The sequence below is a fragment of the Gynuella sunshinyii YC6258 genome, assembly GCF_000940805.1.
In the GTDB taxonomy this organism is placed as follows: domain Bacteria; phylum Pseudomonadota; class Gammaproteobacteria; order Pseudomonadales; family Natronospirillaceae; genus Gynuella; species Gynuella sunshinyii.
On the sequence record NZ_CP007142.1, the window covers coordinates 3,416,789 to 3,434,664 of the forward strand.

The window sequence follows — 17,876 nt, forward strand, 5'->3', positions numbered from 1 at the left end:
CAACTATGAAATTATCTTTATTAATGATCACTTTGGTATTGGTGGGTTGCGCCAGTGCACCCATTACTCAGGAACAGGCCATTGCACATGCAATCAGTGCAGACGCAACGATGCGCAACCTTGTCAGTACCTGTTATCAAATGGGTGGGCAGGCCAAGAATGTGGCCTACTCGGCCAAGAAAACCTGGTGGGCTGCTAATGCCCCGATCGTAGAGGCAGCAGATCGCAGTTTTATCAATGCGGTGAACACCAGTTTCGGACAACGGGAAACGGCTCCTGTCATCGGTACATTGCGTTTTACCCAGGGGGTCCAGAATACTGCCCTGGCGGAGGTTCAGGCATTACTGGGCAATACGGATCCGGCTGAGAAATGTATCGACGCTCTAGCGCCATATGTCGCAGGTGAAAAGGATCTGATGAATGATCCAGCTTATGCGCCCTGGTATAGAGAGATGATGAATCAGACACAGCCTGATTTATCGGTCATGGAAACCGCCAAACTGGCCAATGCCAAGCAGCGCAAATATGGGCGCAGTCTGTATTTGGTGCAGTCGAAAGTTGTGGCGATGGGGTGCCAAAATGCCGATATCACTCTATTACGCAACCAGTGGCCACTGGAAGTCTACGATGCCCAATGTGCCGATAAAACTTACCTTCTGGCACGGTGCGAATGGGGTAAATGCGACATATTCTAACTTCCCGGCGGGTACTGGTATGGGCGCTCATAGCCGTCATTCTGATTGGCCTGGTTGCTGTATGGCAAATCCAACGGATATATCTGCGTGAGTTTGATCCGGATGGACGTCTGGTTAGTTTTATGCCTGATGAAATCCGTCTGCCAGCTTCCAGCTTTATCCAGATTTTAGATCTGTCATGTCCGTGTAACGGGTTTTCCCGTGAGCATATTGCTTCTCTGGTGAAAAACGCGAATCAGCAGGGGCTGGTGAACAGTCAGATCTGGGTATTGAACAATGGCCATCTGCAACCGGAACGCCTCAAGGCTATCGCTCAAGCCAATCATCTGGAGGAGTCAGCGGTGCGGGTCATTGAAGCCGAAGATTATCCTTGGATTCCGGCCACGCCAGCAGCGCTGATCAGCAATAGCGATGGAACGGTGGCTTATTTTGGGCCATTCAGCAGTGGCATTCGCTGTAATACTGGCAACAGTTTTATTGATAGCGTGATTCAACGAATAGAAACAGGAAATCATGTATTTCCGCAGGTGAATGCGATTGTGGACGGTTGTTTTTGTCCCTGGCCGGGTAAAATCTTGAACTGATCTCACATAAATCCAAATCTCTGTCTAAACTAAACGTATGAAAGAATCATAAGCGCAGGTGCTGTATGTCCAAGGTTTTAGAAAACGTAGACAGTCGAACCAATCTGGTGGGACAGAATCGTCTGGAAATTCTGACATTCAGATTGCATGGACGTCAGCGTTTTGCCATTAATGTGTTCAAAATACAGGAAGTTGTGAGGTTGCCCAAGATCACCATGATGCCGCATCAGCATCCGGTCATTATCGGTGCCACCTACCTGCGCGGGCGCGCCTTGCCGGTCTTTGACCTGTCCAAGGCTATTGGTATGCGGCCACTGAAATATGATGAGAATTCCACCATTATCGTCACGGAATATAACAGTTCCATCCAGGCCTTTCTGATCGGTACGGTTGATCGTATTACCAATCTTACCTGGGAAAGCATCATGTCGCCTCCAAAGGGAGCTGGCAGAAATCATTATCTGACAGCCATTACCCGTCTGGATGACCAGATCGTGGAGATAATTGACGTCGAGAAAGTCTTGTCCGAAGTAGCTCCGGCGCTGACGGAGATTGATCTTAACCTGCTCGATAAAAATGTGGTTGATAAGGCTGTTGGGCGCGAGATATTGATGGTGGATGACTCTCCAACCGCCATTGCTCAGGTGCGGAATACTTTTGAGGCGCTGGGCTTAAAAATTCATGAAGCTCATGACGGTCTGAGTGGACTGCGAAAACTGCAGGCGTGGGCTGATCAGGGGATTGATGTCAGCAAAAAATTGCTGATGCTCGTTACAGACGCCGAAATGCCTGCTATGGATGGATATCGTTTGACCACTGAAATCCGCAGTGACCCGCGTCTTAAAGACCTGTTTATCGTTTTGCACACCTCATTGAGTGGCAGTTTTAATGAAGCCATGGTCAAAAAAGTCGGGTGCGACGCATTTTTGTCCAAATTCAAGCCGAATGACCTTGCATTATTGGCCCAGGAACGTATCAAGCAGGTGGATGGAGAGTCTGAGGAATCCTAGTCGACGGACGTATGTCCGTTGGTTTTTTTGGGACTACTCAGGTCTTGAGTTAATTGGAATGCGGGCAATTAGATTATCGCCATAGATTTTTTTCAGTTTGAGTTTCTTCAGATGTCGGTAACCGATATAACAGTTGCAGTCCGTATTGCTGCAATGCATCGGCGTCAGAATGTCTGACAGCTTGTCTCGATAAATATTGCCAAGATGTGTTGAGATAAAGTGGCAGGGACTGACATCGCCTTTTCCATCTATAAACAACGCCGTTTCACCAGCAGAACAGGTTTGTCCCAGGGTTTTGTAACGATTTCGGTTGAGAGGGAAATAGGGATCTATGACTTGCCATTGAGCGGCCTGAGCGTCACTGTAATAGTCTGGATCATCATCGTATGCGTTGATCCAAAGATAAGTGTCTGCAGGCAGAATTCGCCTGAGTTCCCGGGCTGCTTCCAGTAGCGAATGTGCCCCCACCATGCCAACGCTGTGTTGAATGCCAAGTGCTGACAGTGTGCGGGACTGGTGAACAAATTTCTCCACTGACATCTGTGAAGGGTGGTAGGTCGTCCACAGTTTCAGAGTGTCATTATTGGCCTTTTTTAACCAGTTGAGCGAAGTACTCAGGTTAGTTTGGATGGCTACCCGATGGATGTGATCGAAATGTGATATCTCGATCAAAGCCTGTCTGTAGTGCTTGCGCACCAGTCCTTCTCCCCAGGGGGTGAACAATACATCAAGCCGATATTCCGACTGCTGTTCAAGCCAGCGGGTAAATCGGCCCAATGCCTGCGCATCCTGTTTCAAGGTATCCCGGTTGTCGACGGTTTTGGCAAACGGGCAATAGCTGCAATCATAGTTACAACTGGATAGATAGCCCCGATAGCTGATATCGAGTTTCATCGCAGTTCAAACCCTTGCATGCGTTGACGAATATCTTTGGATATTAACCAGTCTCCAATCATATCCGCTCGCTCCAGACCGGCTTCGGTCAAACGAATATCCAGATCACTTGTCTGGGTCAAGCCCAGTTCTGACAATACAGCCAGCTCCGGCATATCGTTGGTTACCTGGCTATTGAACGTCTCCGTATATTGGTGAAGGGACAGTCCTTCGGCCAACAGCAGTGACTGAATCACAAAACGCCGCTGGCGTTCTTTTTCGTCGAGTGTCACTCCGTAGCCGGCGTAGCGAAAGTCATCTGCTGTCATTTGACTGTAGTGTTCAATGATGGACTTGATATCGTGGCGTCCCACTGCATATTCGCTGGAATAGTGAAAGTTGCGGGTATAGGATCGCGCGCCGGCGCCAAGACCCACCATGCCATCCTGCTGACAGGAGTAAATTGGTTGCTGCGCTGAAGTGGCGGTTTGGCGACGAAACATTCGCATGGAGACCTGTTCATAGCCGGCATCCAATAATTGCCCTCTGGCAAGCCGGTACAGCTTCAGCATATGACTCTGACGATCACTGGCAATACGATCCTTCTTGATCTTATCCAGACCGGTCAGCTTGCGTATGTATAAAGGGTATAGATACAACTCATCGGGCTGATAGTTCAATGCTGAGTCAATGGAATAGCGCCAGCTTTGTTCGGTCTGACCGTCGATCCCGTAAATCAGGTCGACATTTAACTCTGATGAGCTGTATGTTCGAATGGTTTCCAGTGCAGCATGCGCTTCTGCCGGTGGTTGTGGGCGCGCCAGATTACGGGTTTCCTGCTCAATAAAGCTTTGAATACCAATACTGAGCCGACGGGTTCCCAAACTGTTCAGGTAGGTGACTTTCTCCTGATCGATGGTTCCCGGGGAACATTCGATGGTGGCCGGTGTGTCATGCAGATTGAGATTGAAATGATGATTCAGGGCTTCCATCAGCCGTTGCAGTTGAGGCTGTGTCAGAAATGTAGGTGTTCCGCCTCCAAGGGCAAACCGGGCAAAACGAACGGGATTTAATAAGGCCGCGTAGGTTTCAATCTGCCGTAACAGCGCTTCAAGATAAACTTCAACCTGCCGATCGTTGGGCCGTACCAGGGTAAACAGGTTGCAGAAACCACAGCGCATCTGACAGTACGGAATATGCACATACAAGAACAATGAATCACGTTTTTCCGATGCCCAGAGAGGCTGAAGTTTCATAGGTTTTGAAAGCGCCCGATAGGCGCTCTTGTGAGGATAAGAGTAAGCGTAGGCTCGATAGATTTCGGTTCCGAGTACTTCTTCAACAGACGGCATCAGTCTTGGCTCTTCGGTAGTAAAAACTCAACATAGGGTACGGTCCAGACACTTTCGTGGGCCAAGCGGTGGCCATGATAATTATCTTCTCCATACGCAGTGCCATGATCGGAACAAACGATAAAAATCGTGTCTGAACGTGTTCCGAAAAAAGTAAACAGGTTTTCCAGCGCGTGGTCTACATACCGTAAAGCCGCGGCGTGGGATTCCAGGTCGTCCCGCTGTTTATCCGGCAAATAATAGTGATTGGGCTGGTGTATCGCAGAAACGTTCAGGAATAAAAACACCCGTTGTGATGGGGGAATCTGCTGGATCTGATTGATACAGTAGTCAATCTGATTTTGAGTACTGTCAGGGCTTGTCACTCCAAACTCCGGCTGCCAGTGACTGTGTTCGAACAGGGATGGCATAACTGATCCCAGTGGTGTCAGTTGGTTGAAAAAGCCGACACCGCCGATACACATGGTGTTGTATCCAATACTTTGCAGGCCTTGCACAATGTTCGCTGACTGAAAGGTCAAGGTCTTAACGTTTTGGGTTTCGCTGCCCGGAAACTCCAGCGCCATCAGTCGTGGTGCTTTGGGATTGTCATAAGGCGTTGGAAAAAAGCCGGCAAACATTGCCTGGTGGCTGGAGTACGTAAAACTGCCAGGCGCATGACGTTTTTCCCAACAATCAAAAAATTGGTTCATGACCGGCAAATTTCCGCTTTTCAATTGCTGCTCGGCAACGTCAAAGCGCAGTGTATCCAGGGTGATCAGTACAATATCGGTTTTGCCAGCCAGATGGTTCATATCAAGCATACGTTAACTCCGCTAATGCCGAATCCAACAGGTTTTCCTGTGTGCTTTTGTTGTTGAAACGGTGATTGGTCAGCAGATCACCGAAGGCATTCAGTTCCAATATATAAGGCTGGCGCGATCGTTTACTGAGTAGAATGTCGAAGCCGATGTTGCTGGTGCCTGGAAATACTTCCGATACCCTTTGCAGTAAGGGGTGGCACTGGCTCAGGATGTGTTGGTAATCCGGCAGTGTTGATAGGTCTTTACGATGATTGCCCAGATGCAGGTTGGTCATCGGACTGCTGGAGCACCTGAGTATGCCATGAGTGGGCCGACCGGCGATGCTGAGCAGACGAATATCAAACGACAGTCCTTCGGTTTGAGCCTTGGGGAGCCATTGTTCTGCATAGATGGTTTCATGTATCAGAAGGTCCAGAATTCTGGCGATCTGTGTTTCCCGGTAGCGATGAATTTTCAGTGAATTATAGAGCTTCGCCTGGCCACGTTCCTCCACCAGCTCAATGCTGGTGTGAGCCTGGGCGGCGGAACCATCTGCCTTCAACTGTAATGCCATGACTCCGGAGGCTGATGAACCGTACGCTGGTTTGATAAAAACCTTGCAGCTTTTTTCATCCAGCAGAATGGATTTGATGTCACCGTAGTCCTGGGCCGCTGCAATGCCTGCGATGGTTTTCGGAACCGGCAGATTGTTATTTGCTAGACGCGTTTGTACCTCAGGTTTGTCAAACAATGTTGCAATAGTATCCGGTGTATTGACATAGTGAACTGTGAGGTTGTAGTTGCAGGCTTGTTGGTAAATCTGATCACCAAGATCACTGAGCATCTTGCAAAAGCCCACATACCATTCTTTGAGAAAACGAATGCGACCAAAATCCTCTTGCAGACATAAGGCCTCAGTCGGCGTCAGACGCATGGTCTCTGTTGCACCACGCGCCACCAGGCTGCGCTCAATGGCGAAATTTTCTCCCGGAGACTCTATTTTGATCAATACCTGGTCTGAACGAAGTTGTCCAAATAATGTTTCAATAACGGTTTCACAGGTGGACGAAGACAGAATGGCCGCAAACGACAGCGTATGCAGATCAATATTTTGTCTCATTCGAACTGCTGCCAGAAATTCTTTGCATCGGCGACCTTCCAGGTTGCCGATGAGTATGATACTGACGGTTGAAGACACGCTTATTCCGAAACGGCCACATATCGATCCCCGTCGTCTTCCTGCTGCGGGTCAGTGATATCGACGACAATCGGTAACTGTGATAACTGACTGCAGACGGCGGCAGAGATGTAGTGGAAATGCAGATCCAGTTTTTGCAGGGATTGTATATAGGGGCTGTTCATCAGTGCTTTGGCACCCTCGTCACCGACAGTTCCCAGGGACAGATCCAGGGTTTGTAAACTGGCGATCTGTTCAGATTCCGCCATCATTTTGGCCAGTGCATCGCCATCGTCACAATCGCACAGTCCAAGGTATTGCAATTTCGGGAACCGGTCTTTGACCAGAATGGGCTGTAGATCAGTTACATTGGAATCCCAACCATAGTTCTCGTCGCCCAGCCACAATTCCAGATGTTCCAGCATAGGTGTTTTTGCGTCCAGAACACTCGCGAGTGTTGTTTTTGCCAGACCACCGGATTCCAGAATTAAGGTTGTCAGTACGTCACTGCGTATATCGCCGAGTGTTGGAGCTGCGCCGCGAATCTGCAGATGTTTCAGGTTTGGCAAAGCCGACCATATGGCACTGTAGTCACCTTGTTCAATCCAGGATATCTCACATTCTTCATAGGTCATCTCGCCGACAAACAATGCTTCCAGCGAGGCGAAATGGTTTGGATGACTACAGATAAAATCGATAGCTGTCTGAATGCTGTTTCCCTCAGCACAACCTTCCCATTCGCCGATCACGAGGGCTCTGATTTCTGAACACTGTGGGAGCTGAGTCAATTGCATAAGCTTGTTGATCATTTTTTCTCCCGCCTCATAAGCTTCCCAGTCGATGCTGAGACGTATGGCGGTTGCAGGGTTGATTTGACCGGACTCGAATTCCTGAACCGGGAGTTGGTGAAATGATTGAATATGCGTGGAAATTGTCATCTAAAACTCCTTTTGACAAAAAATGCATTGAGGGAAAAACTTCATTCAGGAAATTTCTGGAGGATGATAACGGTTATCGGTTTTTCATCCCAGCGTGAAATGTATCCGCGTTATCATATTTGTTGCAGACAGTTGCAACAAACCATTTAAACCCAAGTTGGTTATTCTGCTAAAACAATTCAATATCCTGATCGTGTTTTCTGAGGTGTTCCTGCTCATATTGCAGATAGCTTTGCAGGGCTGTGGTCACGGAATGCCCATGCATGACCTGATCAAACACTATCCGTTCTGACTCACTGGTCAGAGCAGTACGAAGTTGTACCAGCAACGCGCTGGCATCCTGTTGTTCGTGCTGCTGGTAGTGTTCAACTTTCTCCAGGGTATCGGTGACATGCTCCAGTCTCTGTGACATGCGGTCAAAAAACTGGAAGGCGACGATTCCCTGGTGGACTTTCTGATATAGCTCGTGCAGATCCTTGTCGATATCCATTGCCTGGGGTTTATCGGTTTGTCGCAGCTTTTCGATGATTCCAGCGATACCGATAAATGCATCGGTTAACTCAGTAACCGATTGATTGCTGTCTGCAACGATGCATTTGATTTGTGCAACAGAAACTTTAATTAATGTTTGGAGTTGGTGAGGATGTGTCATTGTCTGCGTCTTGCCCGTTACTCTTAAACTGAGCATAGTTCACAGATTGGCTTCTGTCCTGCCACTCACTGATGCTGGGCACGACTCCAAATTGGGGGTTGAGGCGAAAGTCCTGACTGATCTGATGGCTGTAAATCGCCTTATAGGTCAGTACATTTTTTACGTATTCCCGGGTTTCACTGAAGGGAATGGTTTCTATCCATACATCAAATGGTTGATTCTCTCTGCCTTTAAGCCATTGTGAAACCCGGTGCGGGCCCGCATTGTAGGCTGCAGTTGCCAGAATCAGGTTGCCATCAAAACGGTTCAGCAGATCCTGCAGGTAAGTGGCACCAATTTCGATGGATAGTTCGGGGTCCAGCAGTTCTTCTGAGCCCTGATAAGGGATCTGGTACTTTCGGGCGACATGTCTGGCAGTACTTGGCATTACCTGCATTAATCCTCTGGCCCCAGCCGGAGATATCGCCTGATAATTAAATGCACTTTCCTGGCGCGTAATGGCCCAGAGCCAGGCAACGGGTACGGAGTGCCGGGTAGCAATTGTTTTAAAAGCGGCTTCATGTCCTCGCGGAAAACGCATATCAACGTAATCCCACAATGCACCAGATGACAGTGTCGAAATTGCCTGATAATACCAGTTCCAGTCCGATGCCAGTCTGGCAGCTGTTGGTAATATATTCAGGTCAAACTTTTTGGCTGCCAGGGACCAATGATAACGAGCATCGCTGGTCCGGTTCAGGCTGAAAAGTTCCAGAGCTTTTTGGATGTTGCTGTCTTTTAGTAACTGACCGTATCGAATATTGTCTGCTGTGTAGTTGATTGGGTGGTATTGGTAGTTTAAACCCACTCTGTCAGCACTCAGGAAGCTGTAATAGTTACGGTTATCTGTCAATTGCCTGTATTCATCCTTAACTGTTTTGTCAGGTTGCTGATTCATCAGCTCCTCCAGCCGGATTTTCCAGTATTGATACTGGTAATGAGGAAAGTCTGCCGAATCCAAAAAGGTCGCCGCGCTCTGCCATTGATTTTGTTCCAGTGCAGAACGGAACTGAAATGTCGAGATCGTGGCATCTGGATTTTCAATCAATTCGAGCCATGCGCCGGCCCGGGGATCCAGTGATCGAGCCAGTCTCGTGGCAATGCGATGATCAATACCGGCAATAACCTGTTTATAGGCTTCCTGATCCAGGTTTAAAAACTGTTTTCGGTACAGCGGCCACACATCCAGGGCGGTATCGGTGTCCACAGAAATCAGACGGTTAATACCGTGGAAAATAAGATCCGGGTAGAACGGTGTATTTTTAGGCAGCCAGTTCAGGTCTGCCAGCAATTGAGGCTGTTCCTCTATCTTTAAAAAGATATCGGCGTAGTTAGAGTAGGGGGGGTGAAAATCTGAACTCAGATACTGGGCCAACGGAATATGATCATTTTTCAGCGCGAGTACGAAGCGGTTAAATGCAACAGGTGCCGGAACACCTTGTTTTTCAATCCAATAGGCAAAAACATTGTCACAAGCTGAACTCTGAGGTTTGCCCACATTCCATAGTTTTTGAACGTTCTTAAAATCAATGTTGTCGGGTTGCGTGTGTAGTTGTACATCCAGAGCGATGCAACGCAGTTCGTCACCCCATAGTGGAATATGAGTTTCTGCCAGAACATCCCAGTGTTGTTGTTGATATTCTTTCTTGATCCACGCTACTGTCAGGCGATCTTCCAGTCTGCGGTTTTGATAACTGGTTTTGTAGAGTGCAAGGCTCTGCTTGTTCAGAGCGTCGTTAGCAGACATCAGGTATTCATAGTCGAGATAGTCAAGCAGCAGATAACCATGCAGCTTCTTTCTCAGTTTATGGTACTGCCGGAGGTCGTTGCGACTCAGGGCTTCGGAAGCGGCGTCAAAATATTCCCGTTGTCTGGCATAGGTTTCCTGGGAATAGGCGATGCTCTGCACAGAACAGATGGAGAAGTAAATCCCCAGAAGAAACAAACTTAGCTGATGTCGTCTTGTGATTGTCATATTCACTAAAATATCAACAGATTTTAATGAATCAGCTTATCGGCGGAAAAGTATTGTTCAAGAAGAAACCGGCAAAAATGTGGGAATCGGCGGGAATTTTACAATTCCCGCCAAGGTTGACAGGATGCCGTTATTAAAGGCTCGCTGTTTGTTGTTGCTCCTGTCTGTCTCTTTTTTTATCAACCCGGCGTTCTTTGATAACCAACAGCGCTGGCGTCAGAAACAGGGTCAGAACTGTCGTGAAAGTGAGTCCGCCGGCAATAGCTGTCGATAGTTGCGACCACATCGCTGAGGATGGAGCGCCGACAGTAAAGTCCCGGTTGATGAAGTCAATGTTCCATTGAAACACCATTGGTACCAGACCCAGAATAGTTGTGATGGTGGTCAGCAGAATGGGTCTCAGGCGCTGCGCGCAAGTCAGTAGTGCTGCCTCGATTGCCGGGACATTCTGTGCACGGATAACATTAAATGTGTCGATCAGCACGATGTTGTTATTCACCACGATCCCCGCCAGGGCGATGATGCCAACTCCGCACATGACGATACCGAACTGTTCGCCGGTCACCAGCAATCCAAGCAGGACGCCGGCGGTTGAGAAAAATACGGCACTCAGTACAAGCGCTGTCTGATACAGGCTGTTAAATTGTGTCACCAGAACAATAATCATCAAGAAAAAGGCAATAACAAATGCTTTTATCAGGAACTGTCCGGTTTCGGCCTGATCTTCCTGGTCACCAATGAACTTGAAGGCAACCGTGGACGGAATTTCCCCGTTCTCGTACATCTGCTTTAATTGTGTTCCCAGATCAGCAATCAGCATGTCGACCCGCTGACCGTCGGCAGCATTAGCCTTAACCTTTAAAGACATTTTGCCGTCGGAGCGGAATATTTCCCCTTTTTTGTTGTTGGCTTTGCTGACCATGAAGTTGGAAATCGGAACCTGTTGATTATTGACGGTGACCGTCAAGGTATCGATTTGATCGAGATTGCGTTCGTTGTAAGGGTAACGCAGCAGGATATCCAACTCGTCATCTGTGTCACCCGGTCGATAGCTGCCGATCACGAGTCCGCCGGTCACCATTTTAATGGAAGAACCCACCAGTGAAAGATTGGCTCCATAACGCGAAGCGGATTCCCGGTTCACATCAACCTGCCACTCGATACCTTCCAATGGCAGATTATCGGAAACGTCGACAAATCTGGGGTCTTCATTCAATTTCCGGGTAATCATTGCCGTGGTGTTCTGAAGGTCCGCAAGATTATTGGAAACCAGCTCAAGCTGCATATCCACACCGGCAGTCGGGCCCATCTGGGCTTCGTGTTTCTCCACTTCGATGCCTGGAATTCGGGAAGTCCTGGCAACCATTTCATTCAGTACCTGCACACTGGGGCGGCGTAATTGCCAGTCGATCATTTCGACACTGATAACGCCAATGGTGTCTTCCGGATATTCACGCTCCGCAGAGACCGAAGTTTTAGAATAGACCGTTGCCAGTTCGGGCATTCCGAGAACTTCACCTTCTGCCTGCCGGACCAGCGCATCTTTTTCCTCCAGTGACAGATTCCCTCTGGCGCGAACAGCAACTGAACCAAAGCTGGAGTCCATCTCTGGAAAAAACACGATGCCGTTGTTGTTGCCAATAAAGAAAATAAATATGTTTACTGCAAACAGGCAGACCAGTCCAAATGTGGTGTAAGGCTTATTCAGGGCCGGTTTTAACAGTGATACATAAAACCGGGTTCCGCCAGTCAGTTTGGACAAGTCTCCATGGGCCAGTGCGTTGGTCTGCGATTTCTGTTTCTCTGACATTGGTGAAGGTTTACCGATCAGGAAGCCGAACGTGGGAATCACCAACAACGCGACAACCAGCGAGGATGTCAGCGTAATGAGAATGGTAATCGGCAGGTATTTCATGAACTCGCCCATGATTCCGGGCCAGAACAGCAATGGTAGAAATACCACCAGTGTCGTGGCAGTGGAGGAAATAATCGGCCATGCCATGCGAACAGCGGCTTCACGGTAGGCGGTTCTGCGGCCGGCCCCTTCGTTCATTCTGCGATCAGCGTACTCGGTGACAACGATCGCGCCGTCGACCAGCATTCCCACCGTCATAATAAGGCCAAACAGTGCAACCATGTTCAGGGTGTAGCCCATAAAATTCAGGATCAGGATTCCCGCCAGAAACGAAGTGGGGATGGCCAGGCCAACTAAAAATCCTGATCTCAAGCCCAAGGCTGATACACACACAACAAATACCAGAATGGTGGCAAATAGAACGTTGTTGAACAGGTCGCTCAGCTGTGATTTGGTCTCGGTGGACTGGTCCTGAAAGAAACTGACTTTAATGCCGGAAGGCCAATAGCTCTGTGTTTCCTCGACGACTTGTTTTACGTCCCCGACCGTATCAATAATGTTCTGACCGACCCGCTTGACAATCTCAAGTGTTACCGCGGGCTGGCCGTTGACTCTGGAGATTGTTTTTCTGTCTTTATAAGAACGTTGTCCGAAGGCTACATCTCTGAATCGGACCACTGTCGTGCCATCCACTTTAACGGGAAGGTTGAGAATTTCCTCTTCTGTTTCAATCAGACCAGGGACTTTTACTGCAAAACGACCGGCACTGCTATCCAGGTTTCCTGCGGTGATCAGCTGGTTATTGGAGGTAATAAGATTAATCAGCTCTGAATGGGACAGGTTATAAGAAGCCATCAGTTGTGGATCCACCACAATTTCCGCCACTTCCTCCCGGGTGCCGTTAATATTCGCCTCCAGCACACTCGGCAGTGCTTCCAGTTTCTCTTGCAGATCTTCAGCGATGGTTTTCAGTACCCGTTCGTCGACGTTACCGGAAATAGCAATAGAAAGGATCGGAAACAATGCCACATTGATTTCGTGTACAGTTGGGTCATCAGCTTCACTGGGCAGTTCGCTTTTGGCCCGGTCTACTGCTTCACGGGTATCGGATAGTGCCTGGTCGATATCAACGTCGGCATCAAATTCCAGTGTAATCGATGCGTGTCCTTCGGATGCAATGGAGGTGTACTTGGAGAGCCCTTCAATACTCTTAATCTCTTTCTCCATTGGCGACACCAACATGGAATCAGCGTCTTCAGGTGATACCCCTGTCAGCGGCATGGAGATATAAGAAACCGGTATGGTGACATCCGGCATGGATTCTTTGGAAATACTCATGAATGAGAACAGGCCGCTGATAAATAATAGAATCGACAGCAGTACCACGGTTCTTGAACGTGCGAGGACTGATGAAATTAATCCGTTCATCGATTTTTATCCCTGTATTTTACTGATAGCGGAATTGTCCTGTTCTGGCTCGGCATCCGTCTCAAATGTTGGCTCTACTGTTTCGCCCACTTTGACGAAACCCTGCCCCACAGTGATCACTTTGGTGGTTGATGGTAAGCCAGTTACCCAAATACCTCTGGGGGTGGTTTCGGCGAGGCTGACGTTATGGAATTCGACAACGTTCTGGTCATTAATGGTTTTGATGCCCAGCTGACCGTTATCGTCCAGAATCAGAAGTGCCGGAGAAATATAGTGCGCCATCGCCGACTTTATAGGCAGCTCCAAGGTGGCGGATGCGCCTGCAACCGGCTGTGCCACGGGTGTTGTTACTTCCATTTCCACCTGAAAGGTACGGGTGGCAGGATTAGAACTTGCTGATATAAAAGAGATTTTGCCTTCCACTTCTGTATCATCCACCAGTTTGGCCTTTGCTGTCTGGCCTAACTGGATGGCTGCGATATTGTTTTCAGATACCTGAACACTAATCAGCATCGGAGAAAAGCTGATCAGCTCAATCACCTCTGTTCCGGTGGTGACATAACTGCCCAGTTCAGCATTACGGTTATTGACGTAACCATCAAAGGGTGCCTTTACCACAGTATCCTGGAGTTGAATTTTCAAACTCTCGGTCGCGGCTTTGGCCTGCTCGTAAAGTGTCAGGGTGCCAGCCAGCTGAGTGGCATTTTGCAGTCCCTGTTTGTTTAACTGAACAGCGCCGTCATACTCCATTTTCCTTTGGCTTTCCAAAGCCTTGGCTGATTTCAGTTGTGAGTCCAGGTCATTAGGGTCCAGTTTCATTAATATGGTACCGGCTTTTACCCAGTCACCTTTCTCAACATTCAGCTCTATTATTTTGCCAGTGGACTCGGCTTTGATGTCGACAACCCGCTTGGCTACCGTCTGGCCGTTTAAGGTCAGCGTTTTTGTTATGAGCTTGGCGTTCAGGACAGACGCCTGTACCCGGGCTGTTTTTTCTGTTTGAGTCAGCTGAGTGTCTGTCTCAGCGGGAGGTGAAGTGGATGCAAAAGAGCCTGAAATAATCCATCCGGTCAGGGATAAAGCAATAAACCAGGCGACAACAACACCGACATTAATTTTCATACATAGAATCTCAGTAATAGCAGGAGAGTTGGGCTCAAACGTTCATACAATATAGTAACAATGCTTATTTTCAAGAGAACTGCCATTTTCCTCGTTCAGGATGAGACCCGGGTGCAATCCTAATTCGACGTTAATACATATATAATGGCTGTTCGTCTTTTGGAGTGATACATGGCACTGATAACACTAGACCAGGTTTCCCTGGCATATGGCTCTATTCCCTTACTCAATCAAGCGACCCTGAATATTGATTCGGGAGAGCGGCTTTGTATCGTTGGCCGTAATGGCACCGGCAAATCCTCACTGCTTAAACTGCTGACAGGTGAAAATGTCCCAGACTCCGGCATCATCCGGATTCCCCAAAGTACTCGCATTGGTTACTTGCAACAAACGCTTCCAGAGCGCTTGGACGTCACTGTCCGAACGATGGTTTACAACAGCGACCCGGAATTGGTGGAACTAATAAACTCCTGGAATCTGCTGATTGAACAGGATCCCGGGTCTGCCGAAGTTGACCGACTTCACCATGAGATTGATGTCCGGGGAGGCTGGTCGCTTGATACCAGTGTAAATCAGGTACTGAGCCGATTGGGACTGGATGGCGAGGTGATGGTTAAGGACTTGTCCGGTGGTTGGCGGCGGAGAGTTTTGCTGGCACAGGCATTGTTGCGTGATCCTGATGTCCTGTTATTGGACGAGCCGACCAACCACCTGGATATCGAAGCTATCTTATGGATGGAACAGTTTTTTTCTTCCTATCGAGGTACTGTCGTTTTCATTTCCCACGACCGGCGTTTTATCGATGCACTGGCCACCCGGATTATTGAGCTGGATCGCGGGCAGCTGACCAGCTTCAATGGAAACTATCATGATTATCTGCAATTAAAAGCCAAGCTGTTGGAAGAGGAAGAACGGCAAAACCAACTGTTTGATAAAAAGTTATCTCAAGAGGAAGTCTGGATTCGTCAGGGGATAAAAGCACGAAGGACCCGTAATGAAGGGCGAGTGCGAGCTCTGAAAGCACTGAGAGAACAGCGTAAACAACGGATCGAGCGCCAAGGTAAAGCCAGCCTGCAGATATCTGCCGCTGACAAATCCGGCAAAATGGTCTTTGAGGTCGAGCAACTCAGTTTTGCTTATGCCGAGAACAAGGTAGTGGAGAATTTTTCCACGTTGGTAGAGCGGGGAGACAAAATCGCTTTTATTGGTCCAAATGGTGTTGGCAAGTCAACGTTGATCAAGCTATTGCTGGGCGAACTGGTTCCGAATACAGGTCAGGTCAAACAGGGCACTAAACTGGAAATAGCCTATTTTGATCAGACTCAAGAGCATCTTGATCCTGAAAGAACGGTACTGGACACGGTTGCGGAAGGTAATGATCAGATTGTTGTGAATGGTGTCAGTAAACATATCTATAGCTATTTGCAGGATTTCTTGTTTTCTCCTGACCGGGCTCGTAGCCCGATAAAAGCACTGTCCGGTGGTGAAAGAAATCGGGTACTGCTGGCTCGGCTTTTCACCCGGCCCGCTAATCTTTTGATTCTCGACGAACCAACCAATGATCTCGATATGGAGACCCTGGAGTTGCTCGAAGAGCTGTTGATTGATTTTCCAGGAACACTGCTGCTGGTCAGCCATGACCGTGAGTTTGTGGATGCCGTGGCCACACAAACTTGGGTTTTTGAACAACAGGGTAAGATTTCGGAGTGGGTGGGAGGATATAGCGACTGGTACCGCGCGCGTGCGGGTAGAAAACCGGCTGAAGCAGGTGATGCAAGTCAAAAAAACTTGCAGAAAAGTGACGTAAGGAAAAAAGCCGGTCCGGTAAAAAACAGGAAACTGAGCTATAAGTTGAAAGTTGAATATGATGAGTTACCCAACAAAATTGAACAGCTTGAACAACGCTTGACTATACTTCAGGAGGAAATCAGTCAAAGTGACTTTTATACCCGGCCGCAGGACGCAGTGCAGTCCACTTTGGCGGCGATGGAGGAGACAGAGCAACAGTTGGAAGCAGCCATGGAGAGATGGGTGGAACTGGAAGATATGCAAAATTAATGAACTATGAGTTTCGCAAGTGAATTTGGCGATTAATTCCACTTTCGAAAAAAAGTAAATGTTAGTATTCAATGGCTTAATTCAACATCGGTATTTTGTTGTAACCGAGAACTAGGGAGAACAAATGGCGATAGAGTATCGTTTTTATTTCCAGGATGACGAAGCGTGTCTGTCGTATCTCATTGATCCGGATAACTCTAAAAACAGTACCACCCGAGCCAGTAAACCAGCGAGCTGGACTGAGTTGAAAAACTGTCAGTGCAGCAACTGCCCATTATCCGCAAAAGACCATAAATACTGTCCAGCGGCAGTGGATATGGAGCGGGTCATTGAGGACTTCAGTCGTTTACCTGCGATGCGGAAAGTCGATGTACATGTGCTTACTCCAGAGCGCGAGTATCGAAAAGTAACCGGTATTGAAGAAGGCTTGCGATCCTTGATGGGGCTGATTATGGCGGAAAGTAACTGTCCGATTTTGAGCAAGCTCCGGCCGATGGCATACACTCACCTGCCGTTTACCAATCAGAGTGAATTTATTATTCGTTCTGTGGGAACCTATTTGTTACGCCAGTTTTATCACCGGCAGTCCAGAAACCAGGCTGACTGGGATTTAAAAGGGCTGATTGCGTTGAACCAGGAGTTGCGCCTGGTGAACCAGGCTTTATGGCAACGGGTAAATAACGGCTCTCCAGGAGACTCCAATCTGAAAGCGCTGCTTAGTTTTTTCGCTATGTCGAGCAGCGTCAGTTTCAGTCTTGAAGCGCAGTTGGCAAAAGTGCGACCAGCATTTCTGGAAGAAACCGATCTCGGTCCATTCGAAGGGGAGTAGTTGTGCTCAGTATCGTTATTATCGTCCTATCCATTATGTTGGTATACGGAGCGGTAATGTGGGTAAAACCTTCAGCGAAGGATAAGCGTCTGGCAGCCCTTAGAATGCAGGCGCTTGCTGATGGTCTGCATGTTCAGAGCTGCCAGATTCAGGATTTATCCATTGATGGCCGTCTGAACAAGTTATCACGGTCAGCATTCAGTTATCGCCGTTATACAAAAAGGGACACTGGGCATTCTCTGTTGCTATTACGAACCAGTGGTGAGAGCGGTATTTACTTGCCGGACTCATGGGTATGGGGAACAGGACAGCGGCTTGAAGAAGCGCAAGCACAGTCACTCACGTCATTATTGCAGCAGCTTCCAGAGTCCATTATGGGTATTGAGCTGACTCATGATTATGTCGGTGTCATTTGGGATGAATATAATCCTGATGAATATCCGCAAGTCAAACAGTTGCTGCTGTCGGATATTCCTTACTAAGTTTCAATCATCTACTGTTAATAGT

General features: G+C 48.2%; 15 protein-coding genes. 6 read left to right on the forward strand and 9 right to left on the reverse strand.

Features of this window, described 5'->3' with window-relative positions; genetic code table 11:
* Positions 1–5: 5 nt before the first annotated feature.
* From YC6258_RS14800 to YC6258_RS14810, 3 genes are all read left to right on the forward strand, one after another.
* Positions 6–695: a hypothetical protein gene (locus YC6258_RS14800; RefSeq protein WP_044617668.1), complete on the forward strand. Its 690-nt coding sequence runs from the start codon at positions 6–8 to the stop codon at positions 693–695.
* Positions 680–1,279: a DUF6436 domain-containing protein gene (locus YC6258_RS14805; protein WP_044617669.1), complete on the forward strand. Its 600-nt coding sequence runs from the start codon at positions 680–682 to the stop codon at positions 1,277–1,279. Before YC6258_RS14800 ends, YC6258_RS14805 begins: the two co-directional genes overlap by 16 nt.
* A 65-nt stretch (positions 1,280–1,344) precedes the next feature.
* Positions 1,345–2,289 (forward strand): chemotaxis protein CheV, encoded by a 945-nt coding sequence (locus YC6258_RS14810; RefSeq protein WP_044617670.1) that lies wholly within the window; start codon positions 1,345–1,347, stop codon positions 2,287–2,289.
* A 33-nt stretch (positions 2,290–2,322) separates the two neighbouring features.
* Here the strand turns inward: YC6258_RS14810 and YC6258_RS14815 are convergent, their stop codons facing one another.
* The 9 genes from YC6258_RS14815 to YC6258_RS14855 all read right to left on the reverse strand — a co-directional run bounded on the left by YC6258_RS14815 (position 2,323) and on the right by YC6258_RS14855 (position 14,482).
* Complete coding sequence (locus YC6258_RS14815; protein ID WP_044617671.1) at positions 2,323–3,183, reverse strand: STM4011 family radical SAM protein; 861 nt, start codon at positions 3,181–3,183, stop codon at positions 2,323–2,325.
* Positions 3,180–4,514, reverse strand: a complete 1,335-nt coding sequence (locus tag YC6258_RS14820) for an STM4012 family radical SAM protein (RefSeq protein ID WP_044617672.1) — start codon at positions 4,512–4,514, stop codon at positions 3,180–3,182. Before YC6258_RS14820 ends, YC6258_RS14815 begins: the two co-directional genes overlap by 4 nt.
* On the reverse strand, positions 4,514–5,317 hold the full coding sequence (locus YC6258_RS14825) for an STM4013/SEN3800 family hydrolase (protein WP_044617673.1): 804 nt from the start codon (positions 5,315–5,317) through the stop codon (positions 4,514–4,516). The genes YC6258_RS14820 and YC6258_RS14825 overlap by 1 nt, the downstream gene beginning before the upstream one ends.
* A complete protein-coding gene (locus YC6258_RS14830; protein WP_044617674.1) occupies positions 5,310–6,494 on the reverse strand; it encodes an STM4014 family protein in 1,185 nt (394 codons plus the stop codon). The genes YC6258_RS14825 and YC6258_RS14830 overlap by 8 nt, the downstream gene beginning before the upstream one ends.
* A 2-nt stretch (positions 6,495–6,496) precedes the next feature.
* On the reverse strand, positions 6,497–7,411 hold the full coding sequence (locus YC6258_RS14835) for an STM4015 family protein (protein ID WP_044617675.1): 915 nt from the start codon (positions 7,409–7,411) through the stop codon (positions 6,497–6,499).
* A 169-nt stretch (positions 7,412–7,580) separates the two neighbouring features.
* The gene (locus YC6258_RS14840; protein ID WP_044617676.1) at positions 7,581–8,063 is read right to left on the reverse strand and encodes a hypothetical protein; all 483 of its coding nucleotides are present in this window, start codon (positions 8,061–8,063) and stop codon (positions 7,581–7,583) included.
* Positions 8,029–10,077, reverse strand: a complete 2,049-nt coding sequence (locus YC6258_RS14845; RefSeq protein ID WP_082070736.1) for a lytic transglycosylase domain-containing protein — start codon at positions 10,075–10,077, stop codon at positions 8,029–8,031. The genes YC6258_RS14840 and YC6258_RS14845 overlap by 35 nt, the downstream gene beginning before the upstream one ends.
* A 133-nt stretch (positions 10,078–10,210) precedes the next feature.
* Positions 10,211–13,360, reverse strand: a complete 3,150-nt coding sequence (locus tag YC6258_RS14850; protein ID WP_044617678.1) for an efflux RND transporter permease subunit — start codon at positions 13,358–13,360, stop codon at positions 10,211–10,213.
* A gap of 6 nt (positions 13,361–13,366) precedes the next feature.
* A complete protein-coding gene (locus YC6258_RS14855; protein ID WP_044617679.1) occupies positions 13,367–14,482 on the reverse strand; it encodes an efflux RND transporter periplasmic adaptor subunit in 1,116 nt (371 codons plus the stop codon).
* A gap of 171 nt (positions 14,483–14,653) precedes the next feature.
* On the opposite strand from YC6258_RS14855, the gene YC6258_RS14860 reads away from it, so the two are divergent.
* The 3 genes from YC6258_RS14860 to YC6258_RS14870 all read left to right on the forward strand — a co-directional run bounded on the left by YC6258_RS14860 (position 14,654) and on the right by YC6258_RS14870 (position 17,851).
* Positions 14,654–16,540: an ATP-binding cassette domain-containing protein gene (locus YC6258_RS14860; RefSeq protein WP_044617680.1), complete on the forward strand. Its 1,887-nt coding sequence runs from the start codon at positions 14,654–14,656 to the stop codon at positions 16,538–16,540.
* Positions 16,541–16,664: 124 nt separating this feature from the next.
* Positions 16,665–17,369 (forward strand): DUF6901 family protein, encoded by a 705-nt coding sequence (locus YC6258_RS14865; RefSeq protein ID WP_044617681.1) that lies wholly within the window; start codon positions 16,665–16,667, stop codon positions 17,367–17,369.
* Positions 17,370–17,425: 56 nt separating this feature from the next.
* The gene (locus tag YC6258_RS14870; protein WP_044617682.1) at positions 17,426–17,851 is read left to right on the forward strand and encodes a hypothetical protein; all 426 of its coding nucleotides are present in this window, start codon (positions 17,426–17,428) and stop codon (positions 17,849–17,851) included.
* The last annotated feature ends 25 nt before the right edge of the window (positions 17,852–17,876 follow it).